Source organism: Telluria antibiotica (assembly GCF_011682055.1).
Classification (GTDB): domain Bacteria; phylum Pseudomonadota; class Gammaproteobacteria; order Burkholderiales; family Burkholderiaceae_D; genus Telluria; species Telluria antibiotica.
The window spans coordinates 90,007-109,669 of record NZ_JAAQOM010000015.1 but is presented as its reverse complement, the minus strand read 5'-3'; the positions used below and the strand labels follow the sequence as shown (position 1 = coordinate 109,669).

General features: G+C 63.7%; 18 protein-coding genes. 1 reads left to right on the top strand and 17 read right to left on the bottom strand.

The features are described 5' to 3' along the window. Window positions 1-40 precede the first annotated feature (40 nt). A complete protein-coding gene (gene ftsH / locus HAV22_RS23030) occupies window positions 41-1,918 on the bottom strand; it encodes an ATP-dependent zinc metalloprotease FtsH (protein ID WP_166862170.1) in 1,878 nt (625 codons plus the stop codon). 241 nt (window positions 1,919-2,159) lie between these two features. Next, window positions 2,160-2,807 carry an RlmE family RNA methyltransferase gene (locus HAV22_RS23025; RefSeq protein WP_166862168.1) on the bottom strand — a complete coding sequence of 216 codons (648 nt, stop codon included), beginning with the start codon at window positions 2,805-2,807 and terminating at the stop codon, window positions 2,160-2,162. Between the two features lie 43 nt (window positions 2,808-2,850). On the opposite strand from HAV22_RS23025, the gene yhbY reads away from it, so the two are divergent. Continuing rightward, a complete protein-coding gene (gene yhbY, locus HAV22_RS23020) occupies window positions 2,851-3,318 on the top strand; it encodes a ribosome assembly RNA-binding protein YhbY (protein WP_166862166.1) in 468 nt (155 codons plus the stop codon). Window positions 3,319-3,471: 153 nt separating this feature from the next. On the opposite strand, the gene HAV22_RS23015 is transcribed toward yhbY, so the two are convergent. The 15 genes from HAV22_RS23015 to radA form a co-directional block, all read right to left on the bottom strand. After that, window positions 3,472-3,912, bottom strand: coding sequence for a DUF4149 domain-containing protein (locus tag HAV22_RS23015; protein WP_166862164.1), 441 nt, complete (start codon window positions 3,910-3,912; stop codon window positions 3,472-3,474). A gap of 13 nt (window positions 3,913-3,925) precedes the next feature. Beyond that, entirely contained in the window at window positions 3,926-4,399 is a 474-nt protein-coding gene (gene greA, locus HAV22_RS23010; protein WP_036234141.1) for a transcription elongation factor GreA, read from the bottom strand. Between the two features lie 109 nt (window positions 4,400-4,508). Then, window positions 4,509-7,739, bottom strand: a complete 3,231-nt coding sequence (gene carB, locus HAV22_RS23005) for a carbamoyl-phosphate synthase large subunit (RefSeq protein WP_166862162.1) — start codon at window positions 7,737-7,739, stop codon at window positions 4,509-4,511. A 10-nt stretch (window positions 7,740-7,749) separates the two neighbouring features. After that, window positions 7,750-8,913 (bottom strand): glutamine-hydrolyzing carbamoyl-phosphate synthase small subunit, encoded by a 1,164-nt coding sequence (carA, locus tag HAV22_RS23000; RefSeq protein ID WP_166862160.1) that lies wholly within the window; start codon window positions 8,911-8,913, stop codon window positions 7,750-7,752. A gap of 379 nt (window positions 8,914-9,292) precedes the next feature. Continuing rightward, complete coding sequence (locus HAV22_RS22995) at window positions 9,293-9,700, bottom strand: GlcG/HbpS family heme-binding protein (RefSeq protein WP_166862158.1); 408 nt, start codon at window positions 9,698-9,700, stop codon at window positions 9,293-9,295. A 44-nt stretch (window positions 9,701-9,744) separates the two neighbouring features. After that, a complete protein-coding gene (locus HAV22_RS22990; RefSeq protein ID WP_166862156.1) occupies window positions 9,745-10,689 on the bottom strand; it encodes a patatin-like phospholipase family protein in 945 nt (314 codons plus the stop codon). 82 nt (window positions 10,690-10,771) lie between these two features. Then, window positions 10,772-12,064 (bottom strand): phosphate regulon sensor histidine kinase PhoR, encoded by a 1,293-nt coding sequence (phoR, locus tag HAV22_RS22985; RefSeq protein WP_166862154.1) that lies wholly within the window; start codon window positions 12,062-12,064, stop codon window positions 10,772-10,774. A gap of 15 nt (window positions 12,065-12,079) precedes the next feature. Continuing rightward, entirely contained in the window at window positions 12,080-12,772 is a 693-nt protein-coding gene (locus HAV22_RS22980) for a response regulator (protein WP_166862152.1), read from the bottom strand. Window positions 12,773-12,775: 3 nt separating this feature from the next. Next, window positions 12,776-13,480 carry a phosphate signaling complex protein PhoU gene (phoU, locus tag HAV22_RS22975; protein WP_166862150.1) on the bottom strand — a complete coding sequence of 235 codons (705 nt, stop codon included), beginning with the start codon at window positions 13,478-13,480 and terminating at the stop codon, window positions 12,776-12,778. Window positions 13,481-13,515: 35 nt separating this feature from the next. Beyond that, entirely contained in the window at window positions 13,516-14,319 is an 804-nt protein-coding gene (pstB, locus tag HAV22_RS22970; RefSeq protein ID WP_166862316.1) for a phosphate ABC transporter ATP-binding protein PstB, read from the bottom strand. A gap of 19 nt (window positions 14,320-14,338) precedes the next feature. Continuing rightward, window positions 14,339-15,193: a phosphate ABC transporter permease PstA gene (gene pstA / locus HAV22_RS22965; protein WP_166862148.1), complete on the bottom strand. Its 855-nt coding sequence runs from the start codon at window positions 15,191-15,193 to the stop codon at window positions 14,339-14,341. Continuing rightward, entirely contained in the window at window positions 15,193-16,212 is a 1,020-nt protein-coding gene (gene pstC / locus HAV22_RS22960; RefSeq protein ID WP_166862146.1) for a phosphate ABC transporter permease subunit PstC, read from the bottom strand. Before pstC ends, pstA begins: the two co-directional genes overlap by 1 nt. 106 nt (window positions 16,213-16,318) lie before the next feature. Further along, window positions 16,319-17,362 (bottom strand): phosphate ABC transporter substrate-binding protein PstS, encoded by a 1,044-nt coding sequence (pstS, locus tag HAV22_RS22955; protein WP_166862144.1) that lies wholly within the window; start codon window positions 17,360-17,362, stop codon window positions 16,319-16,321. A gap of 508 nt (window positions 17,363-17,870) precedes the next feature. Further along, entirely contained in the window at window positions 17,871-18,188 is a 318-nt protein-coding gene (locus tag HAV22_RS22950) for a PilZ domain-containing protein (RefSeq protein ID WP_371869717.1), read from the bottom strand. Window positions 18,189-18,274: 86 nt separating this feature from the next. Next, a complete protein-coding gene (gene radA, locus HAV22_RS22945) occupies window positions 18,275-19,654 on the bottom strand; it encodes a DNA repair protein RadA (RefSeq protein WP_166862142.1) in 1,380 nt (459 codons plus the stop codon). Window positions 19,655-19,663: the final 9 nt, after the last annotated feature.

Sequence of the window (19,663 nt, the reverse complement as noted above, 5' to 3'; positions counted from 1 at the left end):
TGAGACTGTGCGCTGATGAAGTCGATCAGGCCGGGCCGCGTCAGGCCGGAGCCGTCGCGTTCGGAGCGACGCCGTTGTCGTTCGGCGGCGTGCGCTTCGTCAGGACCACCGACTTCGGCGGACGCGGCTCGCGCCCAGCCATGATGTCGTTGATCTGGTCGGCATCGATGGTTTCCCACTCGAGCAGCGCCTTCGTCATCACTTCGACCTTCTCGCGGTTTTCTTCCAGCAGCCGGCGCGCCAGCGAGTACTGCGTGTCGAGGATGCTGCGGATCTCGGCATCGACTTTCTGCTGCGTCGCTTCGGAGATGGTCTTGACGGAGCCGCCGAAGAAGCCTTCGTTCTCGCTGTCCTCGTACACCATCACGCCCATGCTCTCGGACATGCCGAACTTCGTCACCATCGACCGGGCCAGCTTGGTGGCGCGGGCGAAGTCGTTCGATGCGCCCGTCGACATCTGGCCGACGAAGATCTCCTCGGCGATACGGCCGCCGAACAGGATCGAGATTTCTTCCAGCATCTTGTCCTTGTAACCGGACAGGCTGTCGTGCTCCGGCAGCTGCCAGGTCAGGCCAAGGGCATAGCCGCGCGGCATGATCGTGACCTTGTGCACGGGATCGGCCTTCGGCAGCAGCTTGGCGATCACGGCGTGGCCCGATTCGTGGTACGCGGTGTTGCGGCGCTCTTCCTCGCGCATCACCATCGACTTGCGCTCCGGGCCCATGTAGATCTTGTCCTTCGCATCTTCGAAGTCGCTCATCTCGACGAGGCGCTTGTTGCGGCGCGCGGCGAACAGCGCCGCTTCGTTGACGAGGTTGGCCAGGTCGGCGCCCGAGAAGCCCGGGGTGCCGCGTGCCAGGATGTCGGCCTTCACGTCGGTACCGATCGGCACTTTACGCATGTGCACGTTCAAGATCTGTTCGCGGCCGCGGATGTCCGGCAGGCCCACCATCACCTGGCGGTCGAAACGGCCCGGACGCAGCAGTGCCTTGTCCAGCACGTCGGCGCGGTTCGTCGCGGCGATCACGATCACGCCCGACGATGCCTCGAAGCCGTCCATCTCGACGAGCAACTGGTTCAACGTCTGTTCGCGTTCGTCGTTGCCGCCGCCCATGCCGGCGCCGCGGTGGCGGCCGACGGCGTCGATCTCGTCGATGAAGATGATGCACGGCGAATGCTTTTTCGCGTTCTCGAACATGTCGCGCACGCGGGATGCACCCACGCCGACGAACATCTCCACGAAGTCGGAACCGGAGATCGAGAAGAACGGCACCTTCGCTTCGCCGGCGATGGCGCGGGCCAGCAGCGTCTTGCCGGTACCCGGAGGGCCCACCATCAGCACGCCGCGCGGGATGCGGCCGCCCAGTTTCTGGAACTTGGTCGGGTCCTTCAGGAAGTCGACGATCTCGCCCACTTCTTCCTTCGCTTCGTCGCAGCCGGCGACGTCGGCGAACGTGACGGTGTTGTTCGTTTCATCCATCATGCGCGCCTTCGACTTGCCGAACGAGAACGCCCCGCCCTTGCCGCCGCCCTGCATCTGGCGCATGAAGAAGACCCAGACGCCGATCAGCAGGAGCATCGGGAACCAGGAGATGAAGACTTGCTGGAGGAACGACGGTTCCTCGGGCGGCTTGACGTCGAAGCGCACGTTGTTGTCGCGCAGGTCGCCGATCAGGCCGCGGTCGAGCATGGTGGCGGTGGTGCGGACCTTGGAGTCGTCGTTGCGGGTCGCGGTGATGCTCGACCCTTCGATCACGACGTCCTTGATGCGTTTCGCCTTGACGTCATCGAGCAGCTCGGAATAAGCAATGGTCTTGCTGCCGCCCGAGACGCTGTGATTGTCGAACTGCTTGAACAGCATGAACAACAGCAGCGCGACGACCACCCAGATGGCGGATTTGGAAAACATATTATTCACGAAGACTCCTCTGATGCGAACGCATCTTTTCCCATTTTTTCAAAGGCAGATTTTACCGCATTAAGCAGCCCGTGCCACGCACGCCCGCCCATGGTGCCCATGCTCCACTATAAACGGTTTTTATTTCCGTTGTGCAGGCACGGCGAACATTCCACCCGGATGGATACGGAGAGGGTTGTCCCATGCTGATGTGCGGTTGTACTCCTGAAAATCAAGGGCGGCGCCGGCGATTTTCGCAATCTCAGCCAGCCGGATTCTTCAGACCGCGCCCCAGCAGAAAAATTTCCGACGATTTGTCGCGACTGGCCTTCGGCTTGATCTGCTTGACGACCTTGAATTCGGTGCGGAACTTCTCAAGAATTTGCGTAAAACCCATATCTTTAAAGCATTTCACCAACAATGCGCCGGATGGTTTGAGGTGAGATTGAGAGAACTCAATGGCGAGATCGATCAAATCCTCCATGCGCGCCGCGTCGGCGGACGGGATGCCGGACAGGTTCGGCGCCATGTCCGACAGCACGAGGTCGGCCATGCGGCCCTCGAGGACGCCGGCCAGCTCGTCCAGCACGTCCTGTTCGCGGAAATCGCCCTGGATGAAATGCATGTCGGCGATCGGTTCCATCGGCAGGATGTCCAGGCCGATCATCGTGCCCTTGATGCCGCCCTCCCCGCCGCCGGCCAGCTTGCGCCGCGTGTACTGGCCCCAGCTGCCCGGCGTGCAACCGAGGTCGACGATCACCTGGCCCGGCCTGATGAGCTTTTCGCTTTCGTCGATTTCTTTCAGCTTGTAGGCCGCACGGGCCCGGTAGCCCTCCTTCTGTGCCAATTTGACATAGGGATCGTTGATGTGATCGTGGATCCAGTTTTTATTGAATTTGTTCTTGGCCATTCGCGTAAAATACTGCTTTTAATAGGTATCTCAAAATAACATCATGATCAAACTTACACCGGTCGAGCGTGCCGCGCTGCGTGCGGAAGCCCACGGACTCAATCCTGTCGTCATGATCGGCGAAGCCGGCCTGACGGATTCGGTCCTGAAGGAAATCGCGTCCAGCCTGGATGCGCACGGCCTGATCAAGGTCCGCGTCTTCGGCGACGACCGCGAAGCGCGCGTCGCGATCTACGAACGGATCTGCGAAGAACTCGATGCGGCCCCGGTCCAGCATATCGGCAAGCTGCTCGTCCTGTACCGTCCGAAGAAGGACGCCGTCAAGGAACGTGCCTCCAAGTCCGGCAAGGGCCTGCGCGAAGTCACCATCGTCAAGCCGAGCCCAAGCGGCACCAAGAAGCCGAGCGTCACCAAGGTATTGCTGAAAGGGAATGAACGCGTGACCCAGGGCGGCAACATCAAGCGGGCCAAGACGCGCCAGGCCAGCACCAAGAAGACGGCCTTGAAGTAATCCTTGTCCGTTTCAAAAATTAACCGGGGCCGATGCCCCGGTTTTTTTGCGTCGGCGGCGTGCATGGCGGGCACGGGGTGCCCACCCTACGCCATTCGACACGCCGGCAACGATCCGTAGGGTGGGCGACCCTCCGCCCACCAAACGTTCGCATCACCGCGCCTTCACGACCAGCATGGCACCCAGAATACTCTCGGCCAGGTACAACACCTGCGACACCCCATGCAGCGCCGCGAACGTCCCCCACTGCGGCGACGCGCGCACACCGGCCGGCCCGGCCGCCTCGCGGATTGCCGCCATCATCGGCTGCAGGCCAAGGTAGACGACGAGGCTGCACGCCAGCATGCCGGCGATCAGCCCGTACAGCCAGCGCTTGCGCCGCGCATCCACATCCGCCGCGCGCGCCGTCAGCAGCGCCAGCACCGCGGCCAGCGCGATCGCCAGCCAGGCCGACCGCGTCAGCATCGCGCCGACGACGTTCCCGGCCTGCGTGCTGTCGAGGACGGCAAACGCGCTCGGCGCGGCCAGGTAGCTGACGGCCCACACGCTGCCGGCCCAGAGGGCGGCCAGCAACAGGCGCGCGTTGGCGAGCATCGTGGCGGGTGACTTAAACGTAGCGGACTTCCAGGATTTCGTATTCGCGCGGACCGGACGGGGCCTGCACTTCGACCACGTCGCCGGCGTATTTGCCGATCAGCGCGCGCGCGATCGGCGACGTGACGGAGACCTTGTTCTCCTTGAGATCGGCTTCGTCGATGCCGACGATCTGGTACGTGACCTTCTGGCCGTTGTCGAGGTCTTCGAGATCGACGGTCGAGGCGAACACGACGCGGCCTTCCGCGTCCAGCGTGGCCGGATCGATGATCTGGGCGGTCGAGAGCTTCTGTTCCAGCTCGGCGATACGGCCTTCGACGAAGGCCTGGCGCTCCTTGGCGGCGTCGTACTCTGCGTTTTCGGACAGGTCACCATGCGAGCGCGCCTCGGCGATCGCATCGATCACGTTGCGGCGCTCCTTGGTCTTGAGCTGGTGCAGCTCTTCCTTCAACTTCTCGGCGCCGAATTTGGTCAATGGAGTGTTCATGGTTCTGTTCTCAGTGTTTGCGGACGTACCAAGTGAAAACCACAGAGCCGCACGGCGCGAGCCGCGCGAACTCTGTGGTCTTGGGTACAGCGTATTACTGCTTTGCCGCTTAGTTTAAGGTTTTATGCAGGCCTTGTAAATCGTACACGCGCAACTCGTCCAGGTGGCGCATGCCCTGCACCGCGGCCTCGGCGCCGGCGATCGTCGTGTAGGTGACGACGCGCGACTGCAGTGCCGACGTACGGATCGTACGCGAGTCGGCGATGGCGCTGCGCTTCTCTTCGACCGTGTTCACGACCATCGCGATCTCGTGGTTCTTGATCATGTCGACGATGTGCGGACGGCCCTCGATCACCTTGTTGACCGGCGTGACGGGGATGCCGGCGGCGGAGATCACGGCTGCCGTGCCCTTCGTCGCGACGAGCGAGAAGCCCAGGTCGACGAGGTCGCGCGCCACTTTCACGGTGCGCGGCTTGTCCGAGCCTTTCACGGACAGGAACACGCGGCCAGTCTCCGGCAGGATGATGCCGGCCGCCAGCTGCGACTTGACGAACGCTTCGCCGAACGTCATGCCCACGCCCATCACTTCACCCGTCGACTTCATCTCGGGGCCGAGGATCGTGTCGACACCCGGGAATTTCACGAACGGGAACACGGCTTCCTTCACGCTGTAGAACGGCGGGACGATCTCTTTCGTGATGCCCTGCTGTGCCAGGGTCTGGCCGACCATGCAGCGCGCGGCGATCTTCGCCAGTTGCAGGCCCGTCGCCTTCGACACGAACGGCACGGTACGCGACGCGCGCGGGTTCACTTCCAGCACGTACACGGTGTCCACGGTCTTGCCGTCGACTTCCGACTGCTGGATCGCGAACTGCACGTTCATCAGGCCGACGACGTTCAACGCCTTCGCCATCAGCGACGTCTGGCGCTTCAGTTCATCGATCGTGGCTTGCGCCAGCGAGTACGGCGGCAGCGAGCACGCAGAGTCGCCCGAGTGGACGCCGGCCTGCTCGATGTGTTCCATCACGCCGCCGATGAACGTCGTCTCGCCGTCCGAGATGCAGTCGACGTCGACTTCGATCGCGTCGTTCAGGAAGCGGTCCAGCAGCACCGGCGAATCGTTCGATACCTTCACGGCTTCGCGCATGTAGCGCTCGAGGTCGCGCTGCTCGTGGACGATCTCCATCGCGCGGCCGCCCAGCACGTACGACGGACGCACGACGAGCGGGTAGCCGATCTCGGATGCCAGCGCCAGCGCTTCGGCTTCCGTGCGCGCGGTGCGGTTCGGCGGCTGGCGCAGGCCCAGGTCCTGCAGGAGCTTCTGGAAGCGCTCGCGGTCTTCCGCGGCGTCGATCATGTCCGGCGACGTGCCGATGATGGGGACGCCGTTCTTTTCCAGGTCCAGCGCGAGCTTCAGCGGGGTCTGGCCGCCGTACTGCACGATCACGCCTTCCGGCTTTTCCAGGTCGACGATTTCCAGCACGTCTTCGAGGGTCAGCGATTCGAAGTACAGGCGGTCGGACGTGTCGTAGTCGGTCGACACGGTCTCCGGGTTGCAGTTGACCATGATGGTCTCGTAGCCGTCTTCGCGCATCGCGAGGGCCGCGTGCACGCAGCAGTAGTCGAACTCGATGCCCTGGCCGATGCGGTTCGGGCCACCGCCCAGCACCATGATCTTCTTCTTGTCGGTCGGATTCGATTCGCACTCTTCGTCGTACGTCGAGTACATGTACGCGGTGTTCGTCGCGAATTCGGCGGCGCACGTGTCCACGCGCTTGTAGACCGGACGGATGCCGAAGGCGTGGCGCTGCGCGCGCACGGCTTCCGGCGTCGTCTGCATCAGGAATGCGAGGCGGCGGTCGGAGAAGCCCTTCTGCTTCAGTTTATAGAGCGTCGGCTTGTCGAGGCTTTCCAGCTTCTGGTGATCGAGCCAGAGTTCGATGTCGACGATTTCCTTGATCTGGATGAGGAACCACGGATCGATCTTGGTGAGGTTGTGCACCTCTTCCATCGTGAAGCCCTGCGCGAACGCGTCGCCCACGTACCAGATGCGCTCCGGACCCGGCTCGCCCAGTTCTTCCTCGATCTTTTCGCGGTCGCGCGTCTTTTCGTTCAGGCCGTCGACGCCGACTTCCAGGCCGCGCAGCGCTTTCTGGAACGATTCCTGGAACGTGCGGCCCATCGCCATCACTTCACCGACGGACTTCATCTGCGTCGTCAGGTGCTTGTCGGCGGTCGGGAATTTCTCGAACGTGAAGCGCGGGATCTTGGTGACGACGTAGTCGATCGACGGCTCGAACGAGGCCGGGGTCGCGCCGCCGGTGATCTCGTTGCGCAGCTCATCCAGCGTGAAGCCCACGGCCAGTTTCGCCGCCACTTTCGCGATCGGGAAGCCGGTTGCCTTCGAGGCCAGTGCGGACGAACGCGACACGCGCGGGTTCATCTCGATGACGATCATGCGGCCGTCCTTCGGGTTGATCGAGAACTGCACGTTCGAGCCGCCCGTGTCGACGCCGATCTCGCGCAGCACGTTGATCGACGCGTTGCGCATGATCTGGTATTCCTTGTCCGTCAGCGTCTGTGCCGGTGCGACGGTGATCGAGTCGCCCGTGTGCACGCCCATCGGATCCAGGTTTTCGATCGAGCAGACGATGATGCAGTTGTCCTTCTTGTCGCGGACGACTTCCATCTCGTACTCTTTCCAGCCGAGCAGCGATTCCTCGATCAGCAGTTCGGACGTGGGCGACGCTTCCAGGCCGCGCTTGCAGATCGCTTCGAATTCTTCTTCGTTGTACGCGATACCGCCGCCCGAGCCGCCCATCGTGAACGACGGACGGATGATCGTCGGGAAGCCCAGTTCGCGCTGCACGGCGCGGGCTTCGTCCATCGAGTGGGCGATGCCGGAACGGGCCGAACCGAGGCCGATCTTCGTCATCGCTTCCTTGAACTTGAAGCGGTCCTCGGCCTTGTCGATGGCTTCCGGCGTGGCGCCGATCAGCTCGACCTGGTACTTGTCCAGCACGCCGTGGCGGTGCAGGTCCAGCGCGCAGTTCAGCGCCGTCTGGCCGCCCATCGTCGGCAGGATCGCGTCGGGACGCTCCTTGTCGATGATGCGCTCGACGGCCTTCCACGTGATCGGTTCGATATAGGTGACGTCGGCCGTTTCCGGGTCCGTCATGATCGTGGCCGGGTTCGAGTTGACCAGGATGACCTTGTAACCCTCTTCGCGCAGCGCCTTGCACGCTTGCGCGCCGGAGTAGTCGAATTCGACCGCCTGGCCGATGACGATCGGGCCCGCGCCGATGATCAGGATGCTTTTGATGTCAGTACGTTTTGGCATTTATTTCTTCTCACTTGCTGGCGTGGGCTTGCATCTTGCTGATGAAACGGTCGAACAGGTAGGCGACGTCGGTCGGGCCGGGCGACGCTTCCGGGTGGCCCTGGAAGCAGAACGCGGGCTTGTCCGTGCGCTCGAAGCCCTGCAGCGAGCCGTCGAACAGCGAGACGTGCGTCACGCGGCAGTTGGCCGGCAAGGTGGCCGCGTCGACCGCGAAGCCGTGGTTCTGCGACGTGATCATCACCTGCTTCGAATCCAGGTCTTGCACCGGATGGTTGGCGCCGTGGTGACCGAACTTCATCTTGACCGTCTTCGCGCCGGAGGCCAGCGCCATGATCTGGTGGCCGAGGCAGATGCCGAACGTCGGGATGCCCGAGTCGATCACTTTCTTCGTCGCGGCGATCGCGTAGTCGCACGCGGCCGGGTCGCCCGGGCCGTTGGCGAGGAAGATGCCGTCCGGGTTCAGAGCAAGGGCTTCTTCCGCGGTGGCTTGCGCCGGCAGCACGGTGATCTTGCAGCCGCGCTCGGCCAGCATGCGCAGGATGTTGCGCTTGACGCCGTAGTCGAAGGCGACGACGTGGAATCGCGGGTTTTCCTGCTTGCCGTAGCCCTGCCCCAGCTTCCATTCCGTCTGGTCGAACGTGTACGGCTCCTTGACGGAGACGACCTTCGCCAGGTCCATGCCGTTGAGGCCGGGGAACGAGCGTGCCAGTTCCAGCGCCTGCGCTTCCGACGGCTCATTGCCTTGCGTGCCGGTGAGGATGGCGCCGTTCTGGGCGCCTTTTTCGCGCAGGATGCGGGTCAGCTTGCGGGTGTCGATGCCGGCGATGGCCACGACGTTTTCCTGCTTCAGGTAGTCGGCCAGCGACTGGGTGGAGCGGAAGTTCGATGCCAGCAGCGGCAGGTCACGGATGATGAGGCCGGCGGCGTGCACCTTGGTCGCCTCGACGTCTTCCGGATTGATGCCGTAGTTGCCGATGTGCGGATAGGTCAGCGTCACGATCTGACGCGAGTAGCTGGGGTCGGTCAGGATTTCCTGGTAACCGGTGATGGCGGTATTGAACACCACCTCACCCGTCGTGTGACCGGCGGCGCCGATCGAATATCCTTTGAAAATGGTTCCGTCTGCCAAGGCGAGGATGGCTGGAACGGCTGGGCCAGAAAAAAATGGCGGCAAGGGCAACTCCCGATAAAGTCGCCGTAGGCTGCGCCACGTCAGACCGGCCTGCACAAGGTGTGGGCATGCATTTCGCCCAGTGTTACAGGTCGCTAGATAGAGGTATGGGTGGGTAGTCGCTACGGCAGATAAGTGATGGCTAAACCTCTGAATTATAGCGCGATTTATATCGGTCGGCAATCGCCTTGCCTTCACTTTTCGTCTAAATGTCCCGCGGAAAATGCTTCTGGCGTTCCGGTGGGCACGGGGTGCCCACCCTACGGCACCTTGACCCATCGTAGGGTGGGCTCCCCGCGCCCACCAAGTGCAAGCGCAAAAAAATCGGCGGGCGGGCCCGACCGGAGTCGCGCCACGCCCGCCGACTTGGCGGACACGTAAATTACAGGCCCAGCGCCGCGATACCGGCCTTGGCGATCTGCACGTCTTCCGCCGACTTCACGCCCGACACGCCCACGGCACCGACGACGTGGCCGTCCACGATGATGGGTACGCCGCCTTCCAGCATGCCGTCCAGTTCCGGCGCGCGGGCGAACGACACGCGGCCGTTGTTGATCATGTCTTCGTAGATCTTCGATTCACGGCGGCCCAGCGCGGCCGTCTTGGCCTTCGCGGGGGCGATGTGCGCGGACACGGGCGCGGCGCCGTCCAGGCGTTGCAGCCACAGCGGATGGCCGCCGTCGTCGCAGATGGCGATGACGACGTTCCAGCCATTCGCAATGGCGTGGCTTTCCGCGCCGGCAGCGATCTTCTTGATGTCTTCGAGGGTAAGAACGGGTTTGGTTTGCATCTTGAGTCTTTCTTTCGTGAAGCGTTACAAAAGTGATTACGAGGTCAGCGCGCCGCCGCCAGCGGGGCGGACGTGCTTTGTTTGGCCTTCAGCCTGGCCTTGAGTTCCGCCATGACGCCGGCCGCGGCCTGTTCGCCGGCCAGCACGGCCAGGTTACGGCCGTTGAAGTCGGCGCTGCCCATCGCGCCCAGCGCGGGCGTGATGACGACGTCGGCATCCTTCAATTCGTGCTGGTTCAGCCGCTGGCCCATGATCGTGAACGTCTGCATCAGCACGTCCATGGAACTCGCCGTCGCCTGCGCCTCCGTCGCGCTCGAGATGTTGACGGCGATGATGAATTCCGCGCCCATCTCCTTCGCGAAGCGCACCGGAACGGGCGCGACGAGGCCACCGTCGACATAAGTACGTCCGGCGATCACGACGGGCTGGAACACGCCCGGCACGGACGACGACGCGCGCACGGCCATGCCCGTGTTCCCGCGCCGGAACAGGATCGGCTGTCCCGTTTTCAGGTCGGTCGCGACGGCGCCGAACGGAATCTTGAGTTTTTCGATCGGCTGGTTGTGCACGGCCTTGTTGACATAGGCCTGCAGCGCCTCCCCTTTCAGCACGCCGGACGACTTGCTGAAGAACGGGATGGCCCAGTCGGAGATCGTCGTCTCGTCCATGTCGAGGGCGATCTTCTGCAACTGGAAGCCGTTGTATCCGGACGCGTACAGCGCGCCGACGACGGAACCGGCGCTCGTACCGACGACGATGTCGGGCACGATGCCCTGCGCTTCCAACGCCTTGATCACGCCGATGTGGGCGAAGCCGCGGGCGGCACCACCGCCCAGCGCGAGTGCGATCTTCACGTGGCGCGGCGGCAGCGGCACGGGTGCGGGCGCGGCGGCGAGGGGGGCCGGCGGTTGCGTGGGCGTGGACCCGCACCCGGCCACCAGGGCCGCGGCGCCGAGCGTGGCGAGAAGGGAACGTCGGGAGAAGGTCATCCGAAGACAGGAAACGAGGCAAAGACGGGATTGTAACCCGATCCCGCCCGTTTGCCGGCCCCGTTTAAGCCGCCTGTAAGCGTCAGCCCGGCAGCGACGTGTTCGGCAACGTAGCCGTAAATACGCTGCCCTTGCCCGGCACGGAGCGGATCGCCAGCTTGCCGCCGTGGCGCAGCAGCACGTGCTTGACGATGGCGAGGCCCAGGCCCGTGCCCTGCGTCTCGCGCGAGCGGCTCTTGTCGACGCGGTAGAAGCGCTCGGTCAGCCGCGCGATGTGCTGGTCGTCGATGCCGATGCCGTTGTCGACCACCTCGAAGCGCAAGTCGTTCGGCCCGCGCAGCCAATGCAGCTCGATCTTGCCGCCTTCCGGCGTGTAGCGCACGGCGTTGCTGGCCAGGTTGCCGAACGCGCTGCGCAGTTCTTCCGTGCTGCCCATGACGTCCGGGCCGTCTACGGTGAAGGCGATCTCGTGGCGGCCGTTCGACAACGCGCGCGCGTCGCCGGCCACCTGCTCGACCAACGCCTTCACGTCCACGCGCTCGCGCTTCAGCGGATACTCGTCCGATTCAAGCCGCGACAACGTGAGCATGTCCTCGATGAGGCGCTGCATGCGTCCCGCCTGCTCCGTCATCAGCATCAGGTGCGCCGTACGGGTCTTCTCGTCCAGGCCCGGGTCGGCCAGCGCGATCTCGAGGAAGCCGACGATCACCGTCAGCGGCGTGCGCAGCTCGTGCGACGCGTTGGCGATGAAGTCGCGGCGCATCGCCTCGATGCGGTCCGTGTCCGTGGCATCGTGCGTGACGAGGATCTGGCGGCGGTTCTCGAACGGGATGATCTGCACGATCAGCTTGCGGCCGCGGATCGACAGCGTGAGCGGCTGTTCGTAGCGGCCGAGGATCAGGTAGTCGATGAATTCCGGGTGGCGAATCAAGTTCGTCACCCGGCGGCCCTTGTCGCGGTCAAGGGTGAGGCCCAGGTGGCGCTCGGCAGCCGGGTTGCACCATTCGAGGAACAGCACGTCGTCCATGATCGCGACACCTTCCGGCAGCAGGTGCATGGCCTGGCGGAAGCGGGCTAGCCATTCCGTCAGCTCGTCGCGGTTGCGCTCGTCGTCGCGCCGCAGGCGGTACAGGCGGGCGAAGACGTCGGTCCACGCGCCCCACCCGTCCGGCAGCTTCGTGCTTTGCGGGTCGTTCAGCCACTCCCCGAGCTTGTGCAGGTAGTTCAGCTGGACGATCAACAGGCCCAGGGTGATGAGCAGCGCGAGCGCCAGCCCGGAGACGGGACCCAGCAGCCACCAGGCGATGGCGGCGACGGCAAGTGTCAGGCCGAGGCGCAGCAGCGCCGGCACCCAGAACACGACTCGTGGATTCAAACGAACGACCTTTCCTTATTTTTCTTTCTCGGTCAGCATGTAGCCCACGCTGCGCACGGTCTTGATCAGCTTTTCCGCTTCTTTCAACGCCTTGCGCAGGCGGAGGACGTGGACGTCGACCGTGCGCTCCTCGACGGCGGCGGCATCGCCCCACACCTTGTCGAGCAGCTGGCTGCGCGAGAACACGCGCTCGCGGTGCGCCATCAGGAATTTCAGCAGGCGGTATTCGGCATTGCCCATGTCGAGCTGGCGGCCGTCCAGGGTGACGGTGCAGCTGGCCGGATCGAGCGTCACGGGGCCGGCCATCAGCGGCGCTTCCGCGAGGTGCGGGCTCTTGCGGCGCAACAGGGCCTTCGAGCGGGCCACCAGTTCGCGCGGCGAGAACGGCTTCGTCACATAATCGTCGGCCCCCGTGTTCAGGCCCGCGATCTTGTCCTCTTCCATGCTCTTCGCCGTCAGCATGATGACGGGGATGTCCTGGAAATCGCGGTCGCCGCGCAGCCGGGACAATAACCGCAGGCCGCTCTGGTCCGGCAGCATCCAGTCGAGCAGCAGCAGGTCGGGCCGGCCGTGCACGATCGAATCCCAGGCCGATGCCACGTTGGCGGCCGTGCGGATCTCCCAGCCAGTCTCGCGCAGGGAGTAGCTCACCAGTTCGACGATCGCCGGCTCATCCTCGACGATCAGCACGCTCGTGTTGGCCGCCATCGATCACCCTTCGCCGTTGGCCGCGAGGGCCGCCGGTTTGCTGTGGCGGATATCGCGTCCTTCGACAACGTAGATCACGTATTCCGCGATGTTCTTGGCGTGGTCGCCGATGCGCTCGATGGCCTTCGCGACCCACAGCACGTCCAGCGCGGACGAGATCGTGCGCGGGTCTTCCATCATGAACGTGATCGTGCTGCGCAGGATGGTGCGGAATTCGTGGTCGATCACGTCGTCCTGGGCGATGATCTGCACGGCGGCACGGCCGTCCAGGCGCGCGAACGCGTCGAGCGCGTCGTGCAGCATGTCGGCGGTGGCGCGCGAGATCGTACGCACCGTCTCGTAGTGGTTGAAGCTGACCATGCCGCGCTCGTGCAGGCTCTTCGCCGTGCGCGCGATCTTGGAGGACTCGTCGCCGATGCGCTCGAGGTCCGTGATCACCTTGATCGTCGCCATGATCGTACGCAGGTCGTTCGCGGCGGGCTGGCGGCGCACGATCAGGTGGCTGCAGGCATCGTCCAGCTGCACTTCGAGCTGGTTGACGGAGTGATCGTCCGCGATGACCTTGTCGGCCTGTTCGGTATTGCCGACACGAAAGCAGTTCAGCGCCTCGTCGAACTGCGTCTCCACCATGCCGCCCATCAGCAGCACCTTGGAACGAATCGCCTCCAACTCCTGGTCGTACTGCTTGGAAGAGTGCTCGCCTACCATGTGTCCATCCTGTTCAATAATGTAATCTTACCGTATCAGCCGAAGCGACCGGTGATGTAGTCCTGGGTTTCCTTGCGCACCGGGTTCAGGAAGAGTTGATCGGTCTCGCCGAATTCCACCAGTTCGCCCAGGTACATATAGGCCGTGTAGTCGGAGCAGCGCGCCGCCTGCTGCATGTTGTGCGTGACGATGGCGATCGTGTAGTCGCCCTTCAGTTCGCTGATCAGCTCTTCGATCTTCGCGGTCGAGATCGGGTCCAGCGCGGACGTCGGCTCGTCCAGCAGCAGCACGTCCGGCTTCACGGCGACGCCGCGCGCGATGCACAGGCGCTGCTGCTGGCCGCCCGACAGCGACAGGCCGCTCTTGTTCAACTTGTCCTTCACTTCGGTCCACAGGGCGGCTTTCTTCAGCGCCCATTCCACGCGCTCGTCCATCTCGCCGCGGGACAGGTTCTCGTACAGGCGCACGCCGAACGCGATGTTGTCGTAGATGGACATCGGGAACGGCGTCGGCTTCTGGAACACCATGCCGATCTTCGCGCGCAGCATGTTCACGTCGACACCCGGCTCCAGGATATTCCGGCCGCGGTACAGGATCGATCCCTCGGCACGCTGGCCCGGGTACAGGTCGTACATGCGATTCAACGTGCGCAGCAACGTCGACTTGCCGCAGCCGGACGGGCCGATGAACGCGGTGACCTGCTTGTCGTGGACGTCCAGGCTGACGTTCTTCAGGCTCTTCGTCTTACCGTAGTAAAAGTCCAGACCGGCGATCTCGATGGTCTTGGTCTTGGCCTTGGACGTGCTCGTCGGGGCCGGGGTGGACAGGGTCTGGGTCATCATGGTCGCTAAGGTCATCTTATTGCGGGTTCTTTTGGCGGAACGCGGTCCGCGACAGGATATTCAACAGGAGCACGCTGAACGTGACGATCAGCGCCGCGCCCCACGCCAGGCTGCGCCAGTCTTCGTACGAGCTCATCGCGAACAGATAGATCGCCACCGGCAGGTTGGCCATCGGTTGTTTCATGTCCAGGCTGAAGAACTGGTTGTTCAGGGCGGTGAACAGCAGGGGCGCCGTCTCGCCGGCGATGCGGGCGACGGCGAGCAGCACGCCCGTCACGACGCCGGCCTTCACGGCGCGCAGGCGCACCGTCATCGACACCTTCCAGCGCGGCGCGCCCAGCGCGAACGCCGCTTCCAGCAGGCTGTTCGGCACGAGGTGCAGCATATTGTCGGTCGTGCGCACGATGACGGGAATCGAGATCAGCGACAGCGCGACCGTGCCCGCATAACCGGAGAAATGCTGGAAGCGGGCGACGCACAGCGCGTACACGAACAGGCCGATCACGATCGATGGTGCCGACAGCATGATGTCGGTGACGAAGCGCGTGACGGCGGCGAACTTGTTGTTCTGGCCGTACTCGGCCAGGTAGATGCCGGCCAGGATGCCGACTGGCGTCGAGATCGCGGTGGACAGGCCCACCATCATCAGGCTGCCGACGATGGCGTTGCGCAGCCCGCCCGGGCTGCCCGGCGCAGGCGTGTCCATCGTGAACAGCGTGTGCGACAACGCGCCGAAGCCATTGATCAGCAAGGTCGCGAGAATCCACAGCAGGAAGCCGAGGCCGATCGCCATCGCGAGCACCGACAGCGCGATGCCGACGCGATGCCCCAACAGGCGGCGACGGTAGACGGAATTGACGACGGCATCCATTACTTCACCCCTTCCTTGCGGGACATCCCGACAAGCATCAATTTGGCGGCCGACAGCACGATGAACGTGATGGCGAACAGGATCAGGCCCAGCGCGAACAGCGAGGACACGTGCAGCGGCGAACTGGCTTCGGCGAATTCGTTGGCCAACGTCGAGGAAATCGAGTTACCCGGCGCGAACAGCGACAGCGCGATGTCGTTCGCGTTGCCGATGACGAACGTGACGGCCATCGTCTCGCCCAGTGCGCGGCCCAGGCCCAGCATTACGCCGCCGACGACACCCGCGCGGGTGTACGGCAGCACGATCTTGCGCACGACTTCCCATTTGGTGCAGCCGAGGCCGTACGCGGATTCCTTCAGCACGGCCGGGACGATCTCGAACACGTCGCGCATCACGGAGGCGATGAACGGGATGATCATGACGGCGAGGATCAGGCCCGCCGTCAGCAGGCCCAGGCCCATCGTGGGGCCCTGGAAGAACGGGCCGATGAACGGCAGCACGCCCAGCGTCTTTTTCAGCAGCGGCTGGACATGGTCGCCGAACAGCGGCGCGAATACGAACAGGCCCCACATGCCGTAGATGATCGACGGCACGCCCGCCAGCAGTTCGACGGCCATGCCCATCGGACGGCGCAGCCAGACGGGGCAGATTTCGGTGAGGAACAGGGCGATGCCGAAACTGATCGGGAACGCGACGAGCAGCGCGATGATGGACGTCACCAGCGTGCCCGTGATGGCGATCAGCGCGCCGAATTTGTCGTTGACGGGGTCCCATTCGTTCGTGACCAAGAACGATGCGCCGAACTCGCGGAACGCGGGCGCCGCGCCGATCGCGAGCGAGATGATGATGCCGACGAGGACGACGAGGACGCTCGCGGCAAACAGCAGGGTCACCTTGTGGAAGACGAAGTCCTGGATGCGCTGCACGCGCATCGTGTTGCGCAGCGCGGCGTTGCGGACCTCGTCCTGCAACGCGGCCTGGCCGCCAGCGTCGGCGGCGAGCGCGGTTTGTCCGTTCATGTGTTTGTCCAATTTATTACCTGCAGCAAAACGCGTCGCTCCCACCCTCCCGACCGCTCGCCGGGACGGTGGGAGCGACGCTACCCACGATGCGGGATTTGCTCAATTACCAGATCGCCTTGCCCGACGCATCTTTCAGATTGTTTTTCCAGGCCGTTTCCACCAGCTTGGTGACGGCATCCGGCATCGGCACGTAGTCCAGTTCGGTTGCGGCGGCGGCGCCGTTCTTGTACGCGTAGTTGAAGAAGCTCAGCACTTCCTTGCCCTTGGCGGCATCAAGCTGTTGCTTGTGCACGATGGCGTACGTCACACCGGTGATCGGCCATGCGGCCTTGCCCGGCTGGTCGGTCAGCACCACACCGAAGCCCGGTGCCTTGACCCAGTCGGCGTTGGCGGCGGCCGCCTTGAACGCGTCGTCGTCCGGCTGCAGGAAGTTGCCGTCGTGGTTCTTCAGCTGGGTGTGCGCCAGCTTGTTCTTCTTCGAGTAGGCCCACTCGACATAGCCGATCGAACCCTTGATGCGCTGGACGTTGGCGGCGACGCCGTCATTGCCCTTGCCGCCCACGCCGACGACCCATTTCACGGCGGTGCCGGCACCGATCTTCGCCTTGAAGTCGGCGTTGGTCTGCGACAGGTAGTTCGTGAACAGGAACGAGGTACCCGAACCGTCGGCGCGGTGCACGACCGTGATGTCTTCGGCTGGCAGCTTGACACCCGGGTTCAGGGCGGCGATGGCCTTGTCGTTCCACTTGGTGATCTTGCCGAGGTAGATGTCGGCGAGCACCGGCCCCGTCAGCTTCAGCTGGCCCGGCGCCACGCCGTCCAGGTTGACGATGGCGACGACGCCGCCCATGATCGTCGGGAACTGCATCAGGCCCGCTTCGTTCAATTCTTCGACCGGCAGCGGCATGTCCGACGCGCCGAAGTCGACAGTCTTGGCCTTGATCTGCTTGATGCCGGCGCCCGAGCCGATCGATTGGTAGTTCAGGCCGTTGCCGCTGGTCTTCTTGTACATCTCCGCCCATTTCGAATAGATCGGGTAGGCGAAGGTCGAACCAGCACCGGTGATGTCGGCGGCCAGCGTCGCGGTGCTCGCGAACGCGGCGGTGGTGCCGATGATGATGGTTGCCAGCATTTGCTTCATGCGCATATCAAGTCCTTTGTTTAGGTAGTGACACGGTTGATGTTGCGCAGTGTAGAGAGCAAATATGACGGCTTTATGACATGGCCAGTTCGACCATATGACATGCTGCATGCATGATGTGACACGACGAAAAATCGTGTCACACAATTGGAGGCGCCCTGTCATATTGCCGAGCCTACGGCCGCGTAAAAGCGCCTTGTAAATGCTTCGGCATTTGCTATGTTGAAGATATCGCAAGGCATGGAGGATTTGTCCTACAAACTGAACAATCGACAAGTCAGGCAGGATCGGAGGGAGCGCCTAACGGCGTTTGATGGCTATGTTATTTATTTCTGGAATGCTGACCGGTATCGTCGTCCTCGTGTTGTACGAGGTGATCTCGGAAGGTATCGGCAGTTCGCAAAAGTTGCACGACCGCTATCACGAATAGCATTGGAGACCGATGAGGCCTCATCAAAGAAAAAGCGGCGGGGCCCGAGGCGCTCGCCGCTTTTCTTGTCGCCGCAACGGGCGGTCAGCGCAGGAAGCGCGACAGCTTGCCCATCGCCGCCAGGTCCAGGTTCATGAACTGAAACCCCGCCTTGAATTCGCCATTGCTGAAAACGCAATATACGACCTTGGCGCGCGCGTGCAAGGGAAATGGCTTGCCGTCGACGAGCAGGTCGAAACCGACCTGGCCCGTCTGCCCCGTCTGCAGCGGATTGGGCACCGTGATACTGACGCCATTGGTGCCGATGTCGGACGTGCGGCCCTGGACGGGCGCCTGCCCTTCCATCGCCAGCACGGCCCTTACTTTCAAAATCTTGCGTGCGGAAGTCCGTTGATCTGCCACGATAGCCTGTGATGCGTTTGGAAACGAGGTGGGATTATAGGGGCAAACGGCGCTCCGTGTGTTACCGTGCACCAATCCCCGCCACGTCAATCGAGCTCGCGCAACTTGCTGAACGCTTCGTCGATGCGCTCGACGGCCACGATCGTCATTCCTTCAATCTTTTGCTTTGGAACGTTCGCCTTCGGGATCACGGCGACGGAGAAGCCGAGCTTCGCGGCCTCGCGCAAGCGTTCCTGGCCGCGCGGCGCCGGGCGGATCTCGCCCGCAAGGCCCACTTCGCCGAACACGACCAGCCCCCGCGGCAGGGCCTTGTTGCGCATCGATGAATTAATGGCAAGCAGCACGGCGAGGTCGGCCGCCGGCTCCGTGATCTTGACGCCGCCCACCGCGTTGATGAACACGTCCTGGTCGAACGCCGCGATGCCGGCATGGCGGTGCAGCACGGCCAGCAGCATCGCGAGGCGGTTTTGCTCCAGGCCGACCGACAGGCGGCGCGCGTTCGGCAAATGACTCGCGTCGACGAGGGCCTGCACCTCGACGAGCAGCGGCCGCGTGCCCTCCTGCGTCACCATCACGCAGGAACCGGGCACCTGGTTGTCGTGTTGCGAAAGAAATAACGCCGACGGGTTCGACACGCCTTTCAGGCCTTTTTCCGTCATGGCGAACACGCCCAGCTCGTTGACGGCGCCGAAGCGGTTCTTGATGGCGCGCACGAGGCGGAAGCTCGACTGCGTATCGCCCTCGAAATACAGCACCGTGTCGACGATGTGCTCCAGCACGCGCGGGCCTGCCAGCGCACCCTCCTTCGTCACGTGGCCGACGAGGATGATCGTCACCCCCGTCTGCTTGGCGACGCGCGTGAGCTGGGCGGCGCATTCGCGCACCTGCGACACGGACCCGGGCGCCGACGTCAGCGCGTCCGAGTACAAGGTCTGGATCGAGTCGATGACGGCGACGTCGGGCTTGAGGTCGGCGATCGTGCCGAGGATTTTCTCCAGCTGGATCTCGGCCTGCAATTTCAAATCCTTTGCCTCGACCTGCAACCGGCGCGCGCGCAGGGCGATCTGGGCGCCGGATTCCTCGCCGGAGACGTACAAGGTGCTGCGCGCGCCGGCCAGGTTCGCGAGCGCCTGCAGCAGCAACGTGGACTTGCCGATGCCGGGGTCGCCGCCGATCAGCACGACGCCGCCCGCGACGAGGCCGCCGCCCAGCACGCGGTCGAATTCGTCGATGCCGGTACCGAAGCGCGGCACGTCGATCGCCTCGATGTCCCTCAGCGACAGCACGGGCGCCGTCTGCGCGAGGCTCTTGTGCATATGCGCCGCCTGCGACATGCGGTTCAGGCCCTGCGTCTCGACCTGCTCGGTCATCGTGTTCCACGCCTTGCAGTCGACGCACTGGCCGGTCCAGCGGCTGGAGACGCTGCCGCAATCGCTGCAGACGAAACTGGTACGGGGTTTAGCCATGGTTCCTTA